This window comes from Coprococcus sp. AF19-8AC (genome assembly GCF_003603115.1).
Lineage (GTDB): Bacteria > Bacillota > Clostridia > Lachnospirales > Lachnospiraceae > Coprococcus > Coprococcus aceti.
Genome location: NZ_QTMI01000001.1, coordinates 44,414 through 60,892 on the forward strand (window position 1 = coordinate 44,414; position 16,479 = coordinate 60,892).

The 16,479-nt window shown below is 44.8% G+C and carries 15 protein-coding genes and 1 tRNA gene; all 16 read left to right on the forward strand.

The window, feature by feature from the left end:
- The first annotated feature begins 6 nt into the window (after positions 1–6).
- Positions 7–867, forward strand: coding sequence for a carbohydrate ABC transporter permease (locus DWX57_RS00260; RefSeq protein ID WP_117548555.1), 861 nt, complete (start codon positions 7–9; stop codon positions 865–867).
- A 115-nt stretch (positions 868–982) separates the two neighbouring features.
- Positions 983–1,801 carry a YesL family protein gene (locus DWX57_RS00265; protein WP_015533295.1) on the forward strand — a complete coding sequence of 273 codons (819 nt, stop codon included), beginning with the start codon at positions 983–985 and terminating at the stop codon, positions 1,799–1,801.
- Between the two features lie 179 nt (positions 1,802–1,980).
- Positions 1,981–2,553 carry an RNA polymerase sigma factor gene (locus DWX57_RS00270; RefSeq protein WP_120123133.1) on the forward strand — a complete coding sequence of 191 codons (573 nt, stop codon included), beginning with the start codon at positions 1,981–1,983 and terminating at the stop codon, positions 2,551–2,553.
- Positions 2,543–4,102, forward strand: a complete 1,560-nt coding sequence (locus tag DWX57_RS00275; protein WP_120122824.1) for a hypothetical protein — start codon at positions 2,543–2,545, stop codon at positions 4,100–4,102. The genes DWX57_RS00270 and DWX57_RS00275 overlap by 11 nt, the downstream gene beginning before the upstream one ends.
- 2 nt (positions 4,103–4,104) lie before the next feature.
- Positions 4,105–5,499, forward strand: a complete 1,395-nt coding sequence (locus DWX57_RS00280) for a hypothetical protein (RefSeq protein WP_118757538.1) — start codon at positions 4,105–4,107, stop codon at positions 5,497–5,499.
- 152 nt (positions 5,500–5,651) lie between these two features.
- A complete protein-coding gene (hprK, locus tag DWX57_RS00285) occupies positions 5,652–6,602 on the forward strand; it encodes an HPr(Ser) kinase/phosphatase (RefSeq protein ID WP_015533291.1) in 951 nt (316 codons plus the stop codon).
- 57 nt (positions 6,603–6,659) lie between these two features.
- The gene (locus tag DWX57_RS00290; protein WP_120000313.1) at positions 6,660–7,601 is read left to right on the forward strand and encodes an ROK family glucokinase; all 942 of its coding nucleotides are present in this window, start codon (positions 6,660–6,662) and stop codon (positions 7,599–7,601) included.
- A 291-nt stretch (positions 7,602–7,892) separates the two neighbouring features.
- Positions 7,893–8,807 (forward strand): UDP-N-acetylmuramate dehydrogenase, encoded by a 915-nt coding sequence (murB, locus tag DWX57_RS00295; protein ID WP_117548561.1) that lies wholly within the window; start codon positions 7,893–7,895, stop codon positions 8,805–8,807.
- Positions 8,808–8,834: 27 nt separating this feature from the next.
- A complete protein-coding gene (gene rapZ, locus DWX57_RS00300; protein WP_015533288.1) occupies positions 8,835–9,713 on the forward strand; it encodes an RNase adapter RapZ in 879 nt (292 codons plus the stop codon).
- A 32-nt stretch (positions 9,714–9,745) separates the two neighbouring features.
- Positions 9,746–10,696 (forward strand): DNA-binding protein WhiA, encoded by a 951-nt coding sequence (whiA, locus tag DWX57_RS00305; protein WP_117548562.1) that lies wholly within the window; start codon positions 9,746–9,748, stop codon positions 10,694–10,696.
- A 19-nt stretch (positions 10,697–10,715) separates the two neighbouring features.
- On the forward strand, positions 10,716–10,976 hold the full coding sequence (locus DWX57_RS00310) for an HPr family phosphocarrier protein (RefSeq protein ID WP_117548563.1): 261 nt from the start codon (positions 10,716–10,718) through the stop codon (positions 10,974–10,976).
- 78 nt (positions 10,977–11,054) lie between these two features.
- Positions 11,055–13,775 (forward strand): tetratricopeptide repeat protein, encoded by a 2,721-nt coding sequence (locus tag DWX57_RS00315; RefSeq protein WP_118016778.1) that lies wholly within the window; start codon positions 11,055–11,057, stop codon positions 13,773–13,775.
- Between the two features lie 92 nt (positions 13,776–13,867).
- Complete coding sequence (locus tag DWX57_RS00320) at positions 13,868–14,359, forward strand: hypothetical protein (RefSeq protein WP_118016777.1); 492 nt, start codon at positions 13,868–13,870, stop codon at positions 14,357–14,359.
- Between the two features lie 117 nt (positions 14,360–14,476).
- Complete coding sequence (locus DWX57_RS00325) at positions 14,477–15,757, forward strand: DUF4143 domain-containing protein (RefSeq protein WP_022216601.1); 1,281 nt, start codon at positions 14,477–14,479, stop codon at positions 15,755–15,757.
- Positions 15,758–15,786: 29 nt separating this feature from the next.
- A tRNA-Thr gene (locus tag DWX57_RS00330) sits at positions 15,787–15,859 on the forward strand.
- A gap of 74 nt (positions 15,860–15,933) precedes the next feature.
- A complete protein-coding gene (locus DWX57_RS00335) occupies positions 15,934–16,479 on the forward strand; it encodes a DUF5662 family protein (protein ID WP_015533282.1) in 546 nt (181 codons plus the stop codon).

A 16,479-nucleotide genomic window follows, 5' to 3' on the forward strand; every position in this document is an offset into this window, starting at 1 on the left:
ACAAAGTTGGATCAGACAGAATCAAAAGCAACAGGAACGAGAGTTTTTAGATATGTCATTTGTATCATACTTTGTTTCCTGTCAATCATACCGTTTTATATTTTGGTAATAAACTCAACACTTAAGTCCAGTGATATTCTTACAGGAATAAAGCTTGTTCCTGGATCACAGTTCATCACTAACTTCAAGGGACTTTTAGAGGGTAGTGCTAAGACGAGTGGAGTAAACGTACTTCAGGCTATGCTCAATTCATTGATTATCACAGTACCTGCAACAGCTCTTCAGATCTACTTCGGTTCTCTGACAGCTTACGCAGTTACAGTTTACAATTTCAAGGCAAAGAAGTTTGCATGGGGCTTCATATATGCTATCATGATGATTCCTCAGCAGGTATCTATCGTAGGTTTTATCAAGGTATGTAACCTCACACATATTTATGGTTCATATCTTGCAATGATCATTCCAGCGATCGCAGCACCAACAACTGTTTACTTTATGAAGCAGTACATGGAGACAGGTCTCTCGACAGAGATCGTAGAGGCTGCCAGAATTGATGGATCAGGAGAAATTCATACGTTCAACACGATCGTACTTCCTCTTCTGAAGCCGGCTATGGCAACTCAGGCAATCTTCGGATTCGTTGCATCATGGAATAACCTGTATACACCTTCTATCATACTTGCTACAGAGAGAAAGAAGCAGACAATGCCAATGTACGTTCAGGCGTTAAAGGCAAATGATAAGTCAAGAGATTGGGGTCAGATCTATTGTGGACTTTTCACAACAGTTCTTCCAATTCTCGTAATGTACTTCTTCCTTTCTAAGTATATTATTGCAGGTGTTGCACTTGGTGGTGTAAAGGAGTAATATATATTGTAATCAATTAAATATAATGTAGGTATCGATGACTCTCGGGTTAATCGATACCCGCATTATATTATTTTTTTTTCTAACGAGACAATAAGCGAAGAGGACATTTTGAATGAGCGAGATATCAAACAACAGGGAAGAGAGCAGAGAGAATGACAGGGGAAAAGAGAAAGAACCACTTCTGAGACGGGCAATGGATGCGTTTGGAACTATATTTGCACTTAATGTGTGCTTTGTAGTTGGCTGTATACCTATATTTACAGTGGGAGCATCGCTGTCAGCTCTTTATGCTATGTGTATAAGACTGCAGGAGGATGAGGAAGAGACGGTTGTCGCCGGATTTATCCATGAGTTTAAGAGAAACTTTAAACAGTCGACCATAGCGTATTTCTTTATTCTGCTTGCGATATTTGTAATGTATTTTGAATTCCTGCTTGTCAAGAGAGTGACGGGATTCATATCTACATTCTACACAGGAATTCTTGTGACAGAACTTATATTTATGGGACTTATTGTTCCGTTTTTGTTCCCATTGATAGCCAGATACAACAATAAGCTGGGAACCACGGTGAGAAACTCACTGGCTTTGGCTATCACATATAAGGGATCATGGTTAAAAGTATTTATCGCATGGTTTGCACCTATATTTATATGCGTGAGATACCCTATGATATTTGTGAATATATGGTACCTGTGGGTTTTATTCATATTTGGTGCGATTGCATACGGAACCAGTACGACGATGAGGAAGATATTCAGACTCAACGAGAAGAAACTGGAGGAAACCGCCCGAAAAGCCGAGGAAGAGGCGAAGAAGGCAAAGGAGGAGGCTGAAGCTGCTGCGAAACTGTTAGAAGCCGAGGCTGAAGCTGAAGAAAAGGATAAAGAGGATACAGGGAATAAAGAAGACTTGGATTCGGAACAGGCATGAAGCATGAAGATAGTGATATTTCCCATAAAAGAGGTTAAAGAGAAATCTTTAACCTCTTTTTTTATGAAAAAGTGTCACATTTATGATAATGTAATCGTTATATATAGTGAACGTTCAAAAAAGACAGAATATCAAGGGGTGTTTATGGCGGGGAACACATGAAAAAGGATAGGGAAATTATGCATAATGATAAGAAAGACAGCGAATTGATAGCAGAATATTATGACAAGTACGAACAGAAGTTATACAGGCTGTCGTATGCCGTATTGGGAGATATATGGCAGGCGGAGGAGGCTGTACAGGAGACATTTCTGAAAGTCATAAGATACAGGAACATGATAAAAAGGATGCCGGAGGAGAAGAGGTCGGCGTACATAACCAAGACTGCAAGAAATATCGCTGTTGATATGTACAGGAAAAATAAAAGAGATAAAGAGGCTGTGTGCAGTCTGCAGGGGGATGACGATTCCGCGGAACTTGCAGACAACATCCTGTGGAGTCATGCCGATCCATCGGTGAAGAGCAATATGGCTGATGAGGTGGAGAACAGGCAGTTGATAACAGGCATACTTGGTAGATTATCTGATGATGATGCCCTGGTGCTCCAGCTAAGGATAGTGCGGCAGCTCAGTGTAAGAGAGACGGCTGATCTGATGCGGCTGACAGAGGCTGCGGTCCGGAAGAAATATGAGCGGGCGGTAAAGAGAGCGCGAAAACTGCTGATGAAGGAGATGATGCTGGATGGAGAATAGGAATATGGAGAATGTTGATAACACGGACAATACGGATAATATGGACAAGCTGTCTGAACATGAATTTTCGGCAGAATACAAAGCTAAAAAGGAAAGTCTGCTCGCCGGAATGAGAGATATGGAGGAGTCCGGCAGATCGACAGGCCTCAGGAAAAGACATGGAGGAATGGAGAGATTTATCAAGGTTGCAGCACTGCTGCTGTGTGGTGTGATCCTTATACCGGTATCGATCCATGCTGCGGTCAGCGTGTATAGATTTACGATCGAGAAGAATGGTGGTTATGCAAGTGGAACGATAGAGCTCAATGACGATGGTGTTGCCACAGCTGCAGATGACACCGAGAGCACGGAGACTCTGGACGCGATGAAAAAGAGAATGGCGGAGGAAGAAGAAAATGGAACAAAGAGCATAATGAAAGGAAGCGATGGTAATTCATACATGATAAATTCTGGCAAAAGATACGTGGAGATCACTCTTGATTATCTGCCGGAAGGCGTGGTTCAGGTCGAGGAATGTAAGTATGACAGCCCGGACAGGGAAGGATATATGGGAATATCCATAGCGGCAACCCAGTGGAATGGACAGTCGAATACTGTGATAAACCGAAGCATCGAGGATGCCACAGTCAGACAGGCGGGAAGTTATGAGTACCTGATGTTTGAGAGGGGAGGAGTTGATTGGGGATTTGATAGAGTGTTGTACGTTCCGATAAAAGAAGAGTCCGTTATTCTGACTGTGTATATCGGCTGCGATATAACGGATGAGGAGCTGGACAAGATCGTGACCGGAATAAATGTCAAGGATGCTGAGGGTGATGATCCATCTAACTGGGTCGGAGTTGACTCAACATTTTATGATGACAATCCGGATAATGTTGATACGATCCAGGTGGATGACAAGTACACATTTATAGGATTGGACGAGTTGTTTGTTGTGGATGGCGTAGAGATGACGGTAAACAGTGTGAACGTATACGATGACACCCAGGGAATAGATCCTGCGGATATGCTCTGTGTTGTGGGAGATCTCGAGGAGAAAGGTCTGGTGGATACGGACGGAAACTTTGTGGATGTCAGATGTCGGAGGATGAACGAAGCGACAGATAACAGCTTTACAAGCTGGGGAGATTATAATAACAGCAGCTTGCGGATGGTTGCGGTGGATATCACATATAAAGCGGACTACAGAGCATATCCGTATGACGATATAGTTATAGATCTTGAGAGGGGAGAAAAACTCTCGGGGGACAAGCTGGCGCCACCGGTTGACACGAATTATTATTGCGGAGATGGTGAGCCTCGTGCGAGTTATGGAAGACGGATGACATATGGAGTACCTGCGTATGTAGTAGATGACGGCACAGAGATTGCTGAAAAGAGCGTGGATGGCTACTGCTGCCTGAAGAGGGATGGCGAAGAACATTTGCTGACGGTGTATTTCCTTGTTGACGAGAGTGAGCTTGAGGATTGTTACATGCAGGTAAGTCCGAGCAGTTCAATGGCAAGTTATTATGAGTATATGACAATATATCTTGGTGAAGGAGAGTAAATATGAGGAAGAGAAGATGGATGATATGTGCAGCTTTGGTTTGCCTTGCGATGGCGTGCGGTGGCTGCGCGGATAAGAAAAAGGAAGCAAACACGGCGGTCATAGAGGGCGATGATATCAAGGAATACAGCAGCGGAACGGACACGTCCGGGGACACCGAGAAGGATGCAGATTATGATGACAGTGTGGGCGGACTTGCCAGAACACTCAGCATTCCGACCAGTGTAAATGTTGATATTCCTGTTGAAAATTGCGGAACTTTGGAGTCTGCAAGCATCAAAGCGTCGGAGATCAAGACTCCGGATGCCGATAAGATGTATACGAAGAAGTTCACCATGGGCAGCATAGGAGCTGAAGACAGGGAGACGATACTCAAAAGCATATTTGACGAGGAGGATGGAGTTTTCGAGTATCCATATGATATGAAGGACAGTGTGACACAGGAGCAGAGAGATGAACTGTTCGCTCATAAGGGTGCCGATGTGGATTATAGCAAGGATTATTTTATTGGGAAGATAGATGGAGTTGAATACATACTGTATTTTTATGATCTGTCGTGGATATCAGATGAGGGATTTTCTATCCAGCTTGCGGTGACGGATCCTGTCCCTGAAGATATGGCGGACAAGGGTGCGACATTCACAGAGTATACTTCATGGGATCCCGCAGACTTAATAACTGCAAATGAAGGTAATCCGTCGGATGTTCAGAATGATGAAACCAATATGAGTGGCATGGACGAGGATGCCGGAATGGTAAAAGCACTGGACTACATGGACAAATGGGGCTTTAAGGATGTGGTTCCAACATCGCAGTCGGAGCTTTACCGTCAATATAGTGATGAGTATGGAGAGGTTGTAGGATATGAGAAGGATGGATACTCTGTGACATTTCAGGCGTCCGTGAATGGACAGCCGCTATATCAGCCGGATGCATTTGGCATAGACACCATCTCAAACCAGAAGAAGGCGGAGGACAGTGGTTCGTTTTCTGCAGAGAAATACTACTACACGGAGCAGTCCACATACAGTATCGCATTTACAGGAGAGAAACTTACGGGATTTACATGCACCTGGCCGATGAAGTCCGCGGGGGATATTCAGGATGCAGGGACACTGATCACCTGGGATTCTGCGGTGACAAGCCTCAAGGGAGTCATGGAGAGCCACTTTGCGGATTATACCGGATATAATTCGGTGGAGTTCAACGATGTGAGACTCACATATTTCAGGATAAAGACAGGGGACGGCGAGTATGAGGCTATACCTGTGTACTCATTTGCACAGTTGGATTCGGATCATTCCGACACTTACCCGATACAGCTTGTACTGATAGATGCGAGGGATGGAAGTGAGGTCAGCATGGTTCAGGATGAGGAGAGATTCCTGAATAAATAGACCGCAAATGAGTTGCATATTTGGCTGTGTAATTGTGCATGTCTGCTTGACAACAGAGAGCGTACATAAGTATAATTAATTGCGATAAAATAAGTCATATTGACTATATTAGGAAAGGAAAAACATCGGTTTCGGTGTTGCAGAGGGTTTATATGGTTTACAGTGTTACGGTTACACAGCTTATAGAGAAGATGGATCTCAAGAACCATACTCCGGAGATCGATACGGATAAGATACTTATCCAGGATCCGGGTATGAACAGACCGGCAGTACAGTTTGGTGGATTCTTCGAGCACTTTGATGCAGGAAGAATACAGATTTGTGGTAATGTTGAGCATGCCTATGTGGCAGCTATGCATACTGAGGAGGAGAACAAGCGCATCATGGATGAGTTCTTCTCATACAAGCCGCCATGCCTTATATTCTGCCGAGGCCTTGAGCCATATCCATTTATCATAGAGATGGCAAAGAAGCATGGGGTTCCAGTACTCACATCCGATGCGGTCACATCTGCATTTGTACATGAGGTGGACAGATGGCTGCATGTGGAGCTGGCTCCAAGAATATCGGTGCATGCGGTTCTTGTCGATGTATACGGCGAGGGCGTACTGATCATGGGTGAGAGTGGAATCGGTAAGTCGGAGGCGGCGCTGGAGCTTCTGAAGAGAGGACACAGACTTGTTGCGGACGACGTGGTTGAGATCAAGAAGGTCAGCGATGCAACTCTTGTAGGAAGAGCTCCTGACATAACAAGGCATTTTATTGAGCTCAGAGGAATTGGAATAATAGATGTGAAATCACTGTTTGGTGTTGAGTGCGTTAAGATAGATCAGAATATCGATCTTGTCATCAACCTGGAGGAGTGGAGCAAAGATACAGAATACGACAGACTCGGACTTGAGGACAATTATATGGAGTTCCTGGGAAATAAGGTGGTAAGTCACAACATACCTATCAGACCGGGAAGGAATATCGCGATCATAGTTGAGTCGGCGGCTGTAAACCACAGACAGAAGAAGATGGGATACAATGCAGCTCAGGAGCTTTACAACAGAGTTACACAGAATATTATGAAGGGCAACGGCGGTGGTGACAAGCAGTAAATGACTGCCGGCCGTGATATTACAATAAAAAGCGGAGAATGTGGAAGGAGAAAAAACATGGCTAAGTATGTATTTGGAGTTGATGTTGGAGGAACTACAGTAAAGATGGGACTTTTTACCGTTGAGGGCGAACTGCTCGACAAGTGGGAGATCAAGACCCGCACAGAGGACGGTGGAAAGAATGTTCTTCCGGACATTGCTGATTCTATAAAGGAAGTTATTGAAAGCAAGAAGCTTGCAAAGGAAGATGTTGAGGGTGTTGGAATCGGAGTTCCGGGACCTGTCAAGGAGGATGGAACGGTTCTCAAGTGTGTAAACCTCGGATGGGGAATACTGAATGTTGAGGACGAGCTGGAGAAGCTGGTCGGATATCCTGTAAAGGCTGGAAATGACGCAAATGTCGCTGCGCTCGGAGAGATGTGGCAGGGCGGTGGCAAGGGCCACAGCAATCTGGTAATGGTAACACTTGGAACAGGTGTTGGCGGCGGAATCATACTCAACGGCAAGATGCTGTTCGGCGTGAATGGTGCCGGCGGTGAGATCGGACATATATGTGTTGACGATTCAGAGACTGAGACATGTGGATGCGGAAACAAGGGATGTCTGGAGCAGTACACATCTGCAACAGGCGTGGTAAGACTTGCGGGCAGAGCTATGGCAGCTTCAGATAAGAAGTCAACTCTCCGTGAGCTCGAGGCTGTTACTGCAAAGGATGTATTTGACGCAGCAAAGGCAGGAGACGAGCTTGCACTTGAGATAGTTGATACACAGGCACGTATCCTGGGTCGTGCGCTTGCACAGATAGCATGTGTAGTTGATCCTGAGATATTTGTAATCGGTGGAGGCGTGTCAAAGGCGGGCTCCATACTTACAGATTCAGTAAAGAAGTATTTCGAGCATTATGCATTCCATGCATGCAGACAGACAAAGTTCGCACTTGCACAGCTTGGCAATGATGCAGGTATTTATGGAAGTGCATGCAGCATGCTTGGAAGGTAATTGACCTGAATGTAATTTCAGTAAAATTTACCAGTAGAATTTGTGAAAATATCCAAAGGTTTTGCGAAAGATGGTAAATTTATATTAAATTTTAATATTGAATTATAAAAGTCTTTAATGTATGATGAATTTAATGGTGATGAATAGTGCCGTAAAATCCAATATATTAAAGACTTTTATTGTGTATGTTAAGAAAAAAGCAGTTTTCTGTGACAGGGGGTGCTTTTACTTTTGTTTTAAAATACATGCACATGTGAATAAAATATAGAAGACAGATTGTATGAGGTTGACATGTCAGATTTAGATATATTGAACAGTATTCGAGAGATAACCGGAGAGAAGAATGCAAGCGCAGATGAGGTGATGAGCGCACACACTACCTTCAGGGTGGGCGGTCCTGCCGACTATTTTGCGAGTCCTTCTGATGCAGATCAGGTTGTGGGGATTATAGAACTTTGTCGGAAATGTGAGATACCGTATTTTGTCCTTGGTAATGGCAGTAATCTGCTTGTGTCGGATGCTGGCTACAGGGGCATGATAATCAATATAATGGACAATATGAATGGGATAACAGTTGATGGTGATGTGATAACAGCCCAGGCCGGGGCAAAGCTGGTGAGAGTCAGCAGACTGGCAAGGGATAATTCGCTGACCGGTCTTGAGTTTGCTTCCGGGATTCCCGGTACTATAGGCGGTGCGGTGTATATGAATGCGGGAGCTTATGGCGGTGAGATGAAGGACGTTGTCACCAGTGTCAAGGTGATGGATGCCGATGGACATATATATGATATGTCATCGGATGAACTGGATTTTTCGTACAGACACAGTGCTGTGGAGGCTGAGGGGCTCATAGTTCTTGAGGTTACCATGAAGCTGGCAGCAGGTGTGCAGCAGGATATAGATGACAGAATGAAGGAATTGTCGGATTCCAGAAGAACAAAGCAGCCGCTTGAGTATCCGTCGGCGGGCTCTACATTCAAGAGACCTGAGGGATATTTTGCGGGTAAACTTATAATGGATGCAGGACTCAGGGGATATTCTGTGGGAGGAGCACAGGTGTCCGAGAAGCACTGCGGATTTGTTGTGAACAGGGGCGGTGCAACCGCTGCTGATGTGGCAGGTCTGATCCGTGATGTACAGAAGAAGGTTATGGATCAGTTTGGCGTGATGCTGGAGCCTGAGGTGAAGATGCTTGGCGATTTCTAGCATTCAGTGAGACAGGGAGAACAGAGCATGAGATTTGTTATTGTGACAGGAATGAGTGGAGCAGGAAAGGCAACGGCGCTTAAGACGCTTGAGGATGCCGGATTTTTCTGTGTTGATAATCTGCCTATCCAGCTCATAAAAAGATTTGCCGAGATCGCTTATGATGAGCAGATCCAGGTGGATGATGTTGCTATCAGTGTTGATATCAGAAGTGGAAGGGCTTTGTCACAACTCAATTCGTGCCTGGCGGATATCAGAAGAGAGGGCATGAATTATGAGATCCTGTTCATTGAGTGTTCCAATGCAACTCTGGTAAAGCGTTATAAAGAGACTAGAAGAAACCATCCTCTTTCGGTCAAGGGTGGGCGAATAATAGATGGAATAAACAAGGAGCGTGAGCTTATCGGCTTCCTCAAAGAGGAGGCTGATTATATAATCGATACTACCAACCTCCTTGTGAGAGAGTTTAAGGCGGAGCTTGACAAGATATTTGTGCAGAATGAAGAGTATTCGAATTTCATAATTACGGTCATGTCATTTGGCTTTAAGTATGGAATACCGAGGGATTCTGATATAGTTCAGGATGTGAGATTTCTGCCTAATCCGTACTATGACCTTGAACTCAGGGAGAAAACGGGAAACGACAAAGAGATACAGGACTATGTTATGAACTGCAAGGAGGGCCCTGAGTATCTGGAAAAGTTTATAGATCTGATAACATTTTTGATACCGAATTATATCAAGGAAGGCAAAAATCAGTTGGTCATTTCCATCGGCTGCACAGGCGGAAAACACAGATCCGTCACGATAGCCAATGCTGTCTATGCCCGTTTGCAGAAGTCAAAGTATACAGTGAGGATAGTTCACAGGGATATTTTGAAGGATTCAATAGTCAAGAAGTTGTAGCATGTAATAACAGATAGTATAGCAGGTGGAATATGTCATTTTCTTCAGACGTTAAGATGGAGCTGGCAGGGAATGTTCCGGGAGCGAGGCATTGTCAGATAGCTGAGCTGGCTGCGATGATTTCAATGGTGGCATATGTGAGATATTGGGCTGGCAGACCGGCCGGGCTGGTGATAGTTACAGAGAGAAGTGTTATCGCAAAGGAGATAGCTTCCCTGATAAAGAGGCTGTTCAGATATATTCCGGACTCAAGTGTAAGAAGGACCGGAGCTGACAGCAGAGTATACAGGATGGAGATCAATTCTCCAGAGATTGTCAATACGATACTGATGACCTTGAAGATAGAAAACGAACATGAATATGAGGGACTGATACAGTGTCAGCTCATGAAGGTCAGCAGGATGGATGTTCAGCAGGATTGCTGCAGGAGAGCATATATAAAAGGAGTGTTCATGACCTCGGGATCGATCAGTGATCCGAACAAGGGCTACCACATGGAGGTGGTGTGCGAGAACGAGGGAAGGGCACAGTTCATACAGGAGATAATAAAAGGATTTGGAGTGGAAGCCCGCATAATACAGCGGAAGAAATACTACGTCGTCTATCTGAAGGATGGGGAGATGATAGTTGATATGCTTGGGATAATGGGCGCACACATATCCCTGATGAATATGGAGAACATAAGGATCAGGAAGGATATCCGTAACAATATCAACCGCAGGGTCAACTGTGAGGCTGCAAACCTCAACAAGACCGTGAGCGCTGCCGTAAAGCAGATGAATGACATTAATTACATAATAGAGACAAAGGGCATAGGATATCTGCCCGATAACCTTCAGGAGCTGGCGCTTGCCAGACTGGAGAATGAGGATGCTTCCCTTAAGGAGCTTGGTGAGATGATGACGCCGCCGATCGGTAAGTCGGGGGTTAATCATAGATTAAGAAAAATAAGTGAGATCGCAGAAGAAATGCGGGGCTGTTGATGAGCCCAAGGAGGATGTAATGATCGAAAAGACAGTTGTTGTATCAATGATGGGAGAGGCAGAGGAAAGACCTGTTGCAGTTCTTGTACAGGTTGCAAGTCAGTATGACAGCAAGGTTCACCTTGTTACCGGAGATAAGAGAATCAATGCTAAGAGCATTATGGGTATGATGAGCATGAGCTTCGAGAATGGCAGTGAGCTCACTATAGTTGCAGACGGCGCCGACGAAGAGGCAGCAGTCAATGCACTTTCAGAATATCTGACAAAAAACAATAAGTAATTTGGATGATTTATTGCACCTCGGATGTGTATGTGGTAAAATAAATTTATCAATGGACATTTGTCGGAGGAACAGGATATGGGATTTTTTGACGGATTATTAAAGAAGATACCATTCGTATCCAGATTTTCCAAAAAGAAGGAACCGGTCAACAATGTGGAGCTCCAGTTCAACAAAGCCATGAACCTTATGGACAACGGAGATGCTGAGGAATCAGTAAACATACTTGAACAGGTTGCAGACATAGGAATAATGGATGCGCAGTATAAGTCATATGGGGATGATGCTCTTCTTGCACTTGCAGAGTTTTATGAGAAGGGAAAGTACCGCAACGCAGTTGTGGATGTGGATCTGAACAAGGCTACCAAGTATTACGAGAAGTATGTGAATCAGAACCATGACGGCGATGTTATATTCAAGCTTGCCAAGATGCTTCTGGAAGTCCAGAACTTCTCAAAGGCCATCAAGTATTATGAGCTTGCAGCCACAGATTACGGTATAAAGGCAGCGTATATGAGCCTTGGTTCGATATATGAGAGCGGACTTAACAGAGTGGATGAGTATGGCAACAAGAGTGATTATGTCGTACCTATCGATCTGGACAAGGCCATGATGTGGTACAAGAAGCTCGCTGATACCGGCGATGCCAAGGCGAAGGCTTCATACGAGAGAGTTGAGTACATTAGTACCCACGGTGACAGCCTTGAGTTCGAGGAGAAGGACAAGCTGTACACGGATATAGCAGAGGCCAGAAAGGCAAAGGGAAAGGAGCCACGTTACAAGGTTATCGAGGCTTCAAGACTTCAGTATCAGTACACATATGTACATGATCAGGTTGAGGGATTCATCCACAAGCTTCCAAAGGGCTGGGTGAAGACGATCAACGAGTCAACAGGTGAGGAGTATTACGCACCAAGTCTTACATATAAGGATTTTGCAATGTATGTATATTATGACAGTGTGCCAAAGGATTCCAAGATGACTCTTGAGAATTACCTGAGATACTGTAACGATGCGTTTGACGAAGAGCTGCAGCTCAAGGCGTATGTCACAGAGTATGCAGATGGAATATGTACGACTTACTATCACAAGGACATGGAGAAGGGAATCGTGTCATTTGCCTTCTATCATGGACGTAGACTGGCATGTATGAGATTCGTGTGTGCTACAATGGAGATCATAGAGCAGTACGAGGAGATCATATTTGAGACAGCCAACTCATTTGCGTTTGTAGATCCTACGCTGGCCAGTGACCACAGTGCCAACAGAAAGGATATGCAGTATTATAACGAGGCTATATACTGCTACTACCTTGAGGATTATGAGGGCGCCATGAGAGCCGCAAAGCAGGCTCTTAAGCTTGGAAGCATAAAGGCAAGTTACCTTCTGATAGAGCTGTACTACGATGAGGACAGCCCATACAGGGATGTTGAGAAGACTATAAGTTATGCAAAGCAGTTGTTTGAGGCAACTAAGGATCCTGAGCTTGCATTCCTTCTTGGAATCGTATATGACCAGCAGCTCAAGGATTATGTGAAGGCAGTTAACTGGTATGAGAATGCAGAGCGTCTTGGACACAAGAGAGTTGCATTCTATCTTGGAAGAATATATTATTACGGTCTGCTCAGAACGAAGAGAGACGGAGTCAAGGCACTGTCTTACTTCAAGAAGGCCAGAGAGAACGGTATTCAGGAGGCTGAGGGCTATATCAAGGATCTTGAGGATCTCAAGGGAGAGGACCTTCAGACGGCTGTTGAGAAGTGGGAGCGTGCAGTGGAGGCCGGAAGCGAGTCAGCGGCTATCAAGATAGCCATGATGAAGCAGAGACAGATCTTCTACATTGCAACACCATATGAGATTGAGAAGGCTTATCTTGAGGCACTTGGTCTTGGAAGCGCCCGTGCCGGATATGAGCTCGGAAGAATCTATCAGGTACAGGAGAAGCAGGATAACTACAAGGGCGAGATCAAGAGTATCAAGTATTTCGAGAAGGCGTTCAATGCGAACTTCGATGACTGGGATAAGGAGAACTTATTTAAGGTTATTAATTACAAGGTTGAGAAGGGCCTGGCCAGCGATGAGGCGGTCAAGCTGTACATAGAGAATGCAAGTATGGGATATGTTCCTGCTATTGAGAAGCTCATGGAGCTCGTTCCTACAACTACTCAGCAGATATGGAGCCTGTACGACGCTCTTATCGATCTTGCTGAGACCGGCGATGAGTCAGCGATAGTTGCGATGAACAAGCTGGAGATGAACTATGTAGATCTCATACTCAGAGAACCTGCCAAGGGACAGAAAGTTGTGGAGAACAAGTTCTTCAGACTCTGTGTTCCAAAGGAGTGTAACGCAGTCATCAATGATGATGGCGGTACTATCAAGATGGCTGATTCCGTCGTTGAGTTTGCAGTTGCCGAGATGCCTGTCAATGCTACGGCAGAGCAGGATTACCTGAAGATCTACAAGCTGATAGTTTCAGAGTATCTGCCTGATGAGAATGCGGATGTCATCATTGCCAACTCAAGAATGATCGGATCTGCAATAAGGGCTTCAAAGGATAACGTACATACATTCAGCATCCTTCTGATAAGCTCCAAGAACCAGTACATATTTAAGTTGAGTTCTAAGGACAGACGTCAGATGATGCAGTTCAAGGATGTCGTAGTTGCAATAGCCAAGTCTCTTGTTGAGACAGGTGAGATCTACAAGGCGACAGAGGAGGGCAAGAAGAACATCGGTCTTGCATTCCTGCTGAAGGCTAATGAGAGTGGATTCCTGTCGATCGGCAAGGGCGAGTAATACAACAGGATATCAATTAGATCAGAATGATCCCGGAGGACATATCTCCTCCGGGTTTTTTACCCCATAGGGATAGAGAAAGGGAGCATATTATGCCGGGACTTAACAAGAGAGAGCTCACGAGCAAGCCTTTGAGAATGGATTCCAGAATGGCGAGGGATTTGGAGAGATTATCTGATTATACCGGTTATTCTCAGAATGAGATCATTCTCATGTCCATAAAGAAATATCTCTTTGAAAATCGTGGGTATTTCCTGCGGGATATGGTTGAGGAGAAATGCCTTTCGCGCATTGAGAAGGAAGTAAGGATCATGCGTGGAGAGACCCATCTGAAGTATGGAGACATGACGGTGGATGTGGTGAAGTCAGAGAATGCAAATGGTAATATCAACTTATATGTAGCGACTATAAGACTTCGTAATAAGCTTGGAGAGATATTCTATGAGGATGTACAGGAGCTGGATATGTCGGGAAAAGACTGGGAATATTATAAGGAGTTCCTGTATGAGGTTGTGATGAAGTACATGGATATCGATGAACCAGCACTTAAGACGTATTTCAGGGAAAAATTCCTGTATGAATAGTATAAAGTGATAAAAAATCAGAGAGTGCAATGATATGGGTTTAACTATTTACATTGCAAATTTTTAGTGGTATCCTATAATAGATTTGGAAAAAGTGGTCGAATCGAGGTGAGATGCTTGTTTAGAAATGTTATGAATGACCTTGCAACATGGTATGAGACCGGAGCGGATAAGATTGCAGTTGTCCGTGGTGGCAAGTTTGTTGGCAAGACATGGGCTGTGGCTGATTTTGCCATGGGATTTTTTGAGGATCATATAATAATAGATATGGACAAGTATCCGGACTTTGCCGCATATGCAGCAAAGGAGAGGAGGCCGGAGAAGCTTCATGCCAAGCTTACAACGTCGCTTGACAAGTATGATTTCAAGGATAAGCTTCTTATATTTGACAATGCGCAGAACTGTGTGGGACTGCTCGGCAACCTTGTTGAGTATAGCAGATACAATACTGACTGCAGGATCTGTGTCATTGCGACATCCTGTGGACCAATCCCGGGAGAGGAAGAGTGCCAGGATGACATATGCGTATATGAGATGATGCCTATGAACTTTGAGGAATTCCTGAAAGCGGGAAAGGGCAGAAAGCTCTGTGCATTTATAGAGAACCAGAAGATCACACCGATGCCGGATGAGGTCAGGGACAGCGTCCAGACAATGCTTGAGACTTTCTTCGTGACCGGAGGAATGCCGGAGGCGGTGGATGAATATTATAAGACAGGAGATCTCAGAAGAGTTGATGTGGTTTTGAAGTCTATACTTGACAGAACTACTGAATATCTGATAAACTCCACTCCGAAGAGATATCTTACCAAGGTCATGGCGATATGGAACAGTATTCCGGTTCAGCTTACCAAGGAGAACAAGAAGTTCATGTATGGATACGTTGATCCGAAGGCCCGTGCCAGGGAGTATGAGGCGTCAGTTGATCAGATCGTCAGGATGGGCGTTGTGCGTCAGGTGTACAGAGTCAGGAATGGAGTGCTTCCTCTGGCAAACCAGAAGGATGACAAGTCATTTGAGCTGTATCATCTTGATCATGGTCTGCTCAGGGTCATGGCTGGTATTCTGGTTCAGGATATTGACACAGATAATGTTCTTGATATGATGGATGGAGTTATAGCAGAGCAGTACGCTCTTGCAGAGCTGTATGTGAACAGGAGTATCGGGGATCTGTATTTCTGGATCTCATCGGCCACAGCGAAGGTTGATTTCGTGTATGAGGGCGATGGAGAGGTCATTCCAGTGGATGTTCAGACAAGTCCGCACACCAAGGCCCAGAGCTCCAGAGTATTCAAACAGAGATATGACAATCAGACTTCAGTGAGGATATCTACAGATGACATGTTTGTCGATAAAGGATTGGTAAATATACCGCTATATGGTATCTGGTGTTTCTAACCGATAGCGTATGGTAGTAATTTATAGATGCCGAAATAGCTCAGTTGGTAGAGCAACGCATTCGTAATGCGTGGGTCGAGGGTTCGAGTCCCTTTTTCGGCTTCAATATTGAGGAAGGCTGCCTGCAAAAGTTTTTGCGGCAGCCTTTTGTACTCAGTGGGAAAGGACGGGATGATATGGATGCTCCAAAATGGTACAGACATTTGAAAACCATAAACAGACATAAGAGAATGGTCATGCATAACTGCTTTAAGTGCGGATTATACTGGCAGGGGCTTGTGCACGATCTGTCAAAGTATTCGTGGACTGAGTTCTCAGTCGGGGCAAAGTATTATCAGGGAACAAGAAGCCCGAATGATGCGGAGCGCGAGAGCAAGGGGTATTCAAGCGCATGGCTGCACCACAAGGGAAGAAACAAGCACCATCTGGAATACTGGGTAGACTACAGTGTTGACAGGAACTGTGTGGAGCTGGTGGGAATGCGCATGCCGGAGAAGTACGTTGTGGAGATGTTCTGCGACAGGGTGGCTGCCAGCAAGAATTATAATGGTGATAAGTATACGGATTCATTTCCGCTTGAGTATTATCTGAGGGGCAGATCCAGACATCATCTGCACCCTGAATCGGCGGATCTGCTGGAGGACATGCTAACGACTCTGGCTGAGAAGGGCGAAGATTATACATTTGACTATATAAGGCGGGAGATACTGCATAACAAATAA

What these genes read in the sequence shown, in the direction of transcription:
- DWX57_RS00320 (WP_118016777.1), top strand. Translation starts at nt 13,868, where the DNA reads ATGCCGGGACTTAACAAGAGAGAGCTCACGAGCAAGCCTTTGAGAATG.
- whiA (WP_117548562.1), top strand. Translation starts at nt 9,746, where the DNA reads ATGTCATTTTCTTCAGACGTTAAGATGGAGCTGGCAGGGAATGTTCCG.
- DWX57_RS00310 (WP_117548563.1), top strand. Translation starts at nt 10,716, where the DNA reads ATGATCGAAAAGACAGTTGTTGTATCAATGATGGGAGAGGCAGAGGAA.
- DWX57_RS00290 (WP_120000313.1), top strand. Translation starts at nt 6,660, where the DNA reads ATGGCTAAGTATGTATTTGGAGTTGATGTTGGAGGAACTACAGTAAAG.
- DWX57_RS00270 (WP_120123133.1), top strand. Translation starts at nt 1,981, where the DNA reads ATGCATAATGATAAGAAAGACAGCGAATTGATAGCAGAATATTATGAC.
- DWX57_RS00315 (WP_118016778.1), top strand. Translation starts at nt 11,055, where the DNA reads ATGGGATTTTTTGACGGATTATTAAAGAAGATACCATTCGTATCCAGA.
- DWX57_RS00275 (WP_120122824.1), top strand. Translation starts at nt 2,543, where the DNA reads ATGGAGAATAGGAATATGGAGAATGTTGATAACACGGACAATACGGAT.
- rapZ (WP_015533288.1), top strand. Translation starts at nt 8,835, where the DNA reads ATGAGATTTGTTATTGTGACAGGAATGAGTGGAGCAGGAAAGGCAACG.
- DWX57_RS00335 (WP_015533282.1), top strand. Translation starts at nt 15,934, where the DNA reads ATGGATGCTCCAAAATGGTACAGACATTTGAAAACCATAAACAGACAT.
- murB (WP_117548561.1), top strand. Translation starts at nt 7,893, where the DNA reads ATGTCAGATTTAGATATATTGAACAGTATTCGAGAGATAACCGGAGAG.
- DWX57_RS00280 (WP_118757538.1), top strand. Translation starts at nt 4,105, where the DNA reads ATGAGGAAGAGAAGATGGATGATATGTGCAGCTTTGGTTTGCCTTGCG.
- DWX57_RS00265 (WP_015533295.1), top strand. Translation starts at nt 983, where the DNA reads ATGAGCGAGATATCAAACAACAGGGAAGAGAGCAGAGAGAATGACAGG.
- hprK (WP_015533291.1), top strand. Translation starts at nt 5,652, where the DNA reads ATGGTTTACAGTGTTACGGTTACACAGCTTATAGAGAAGATGGATCTC.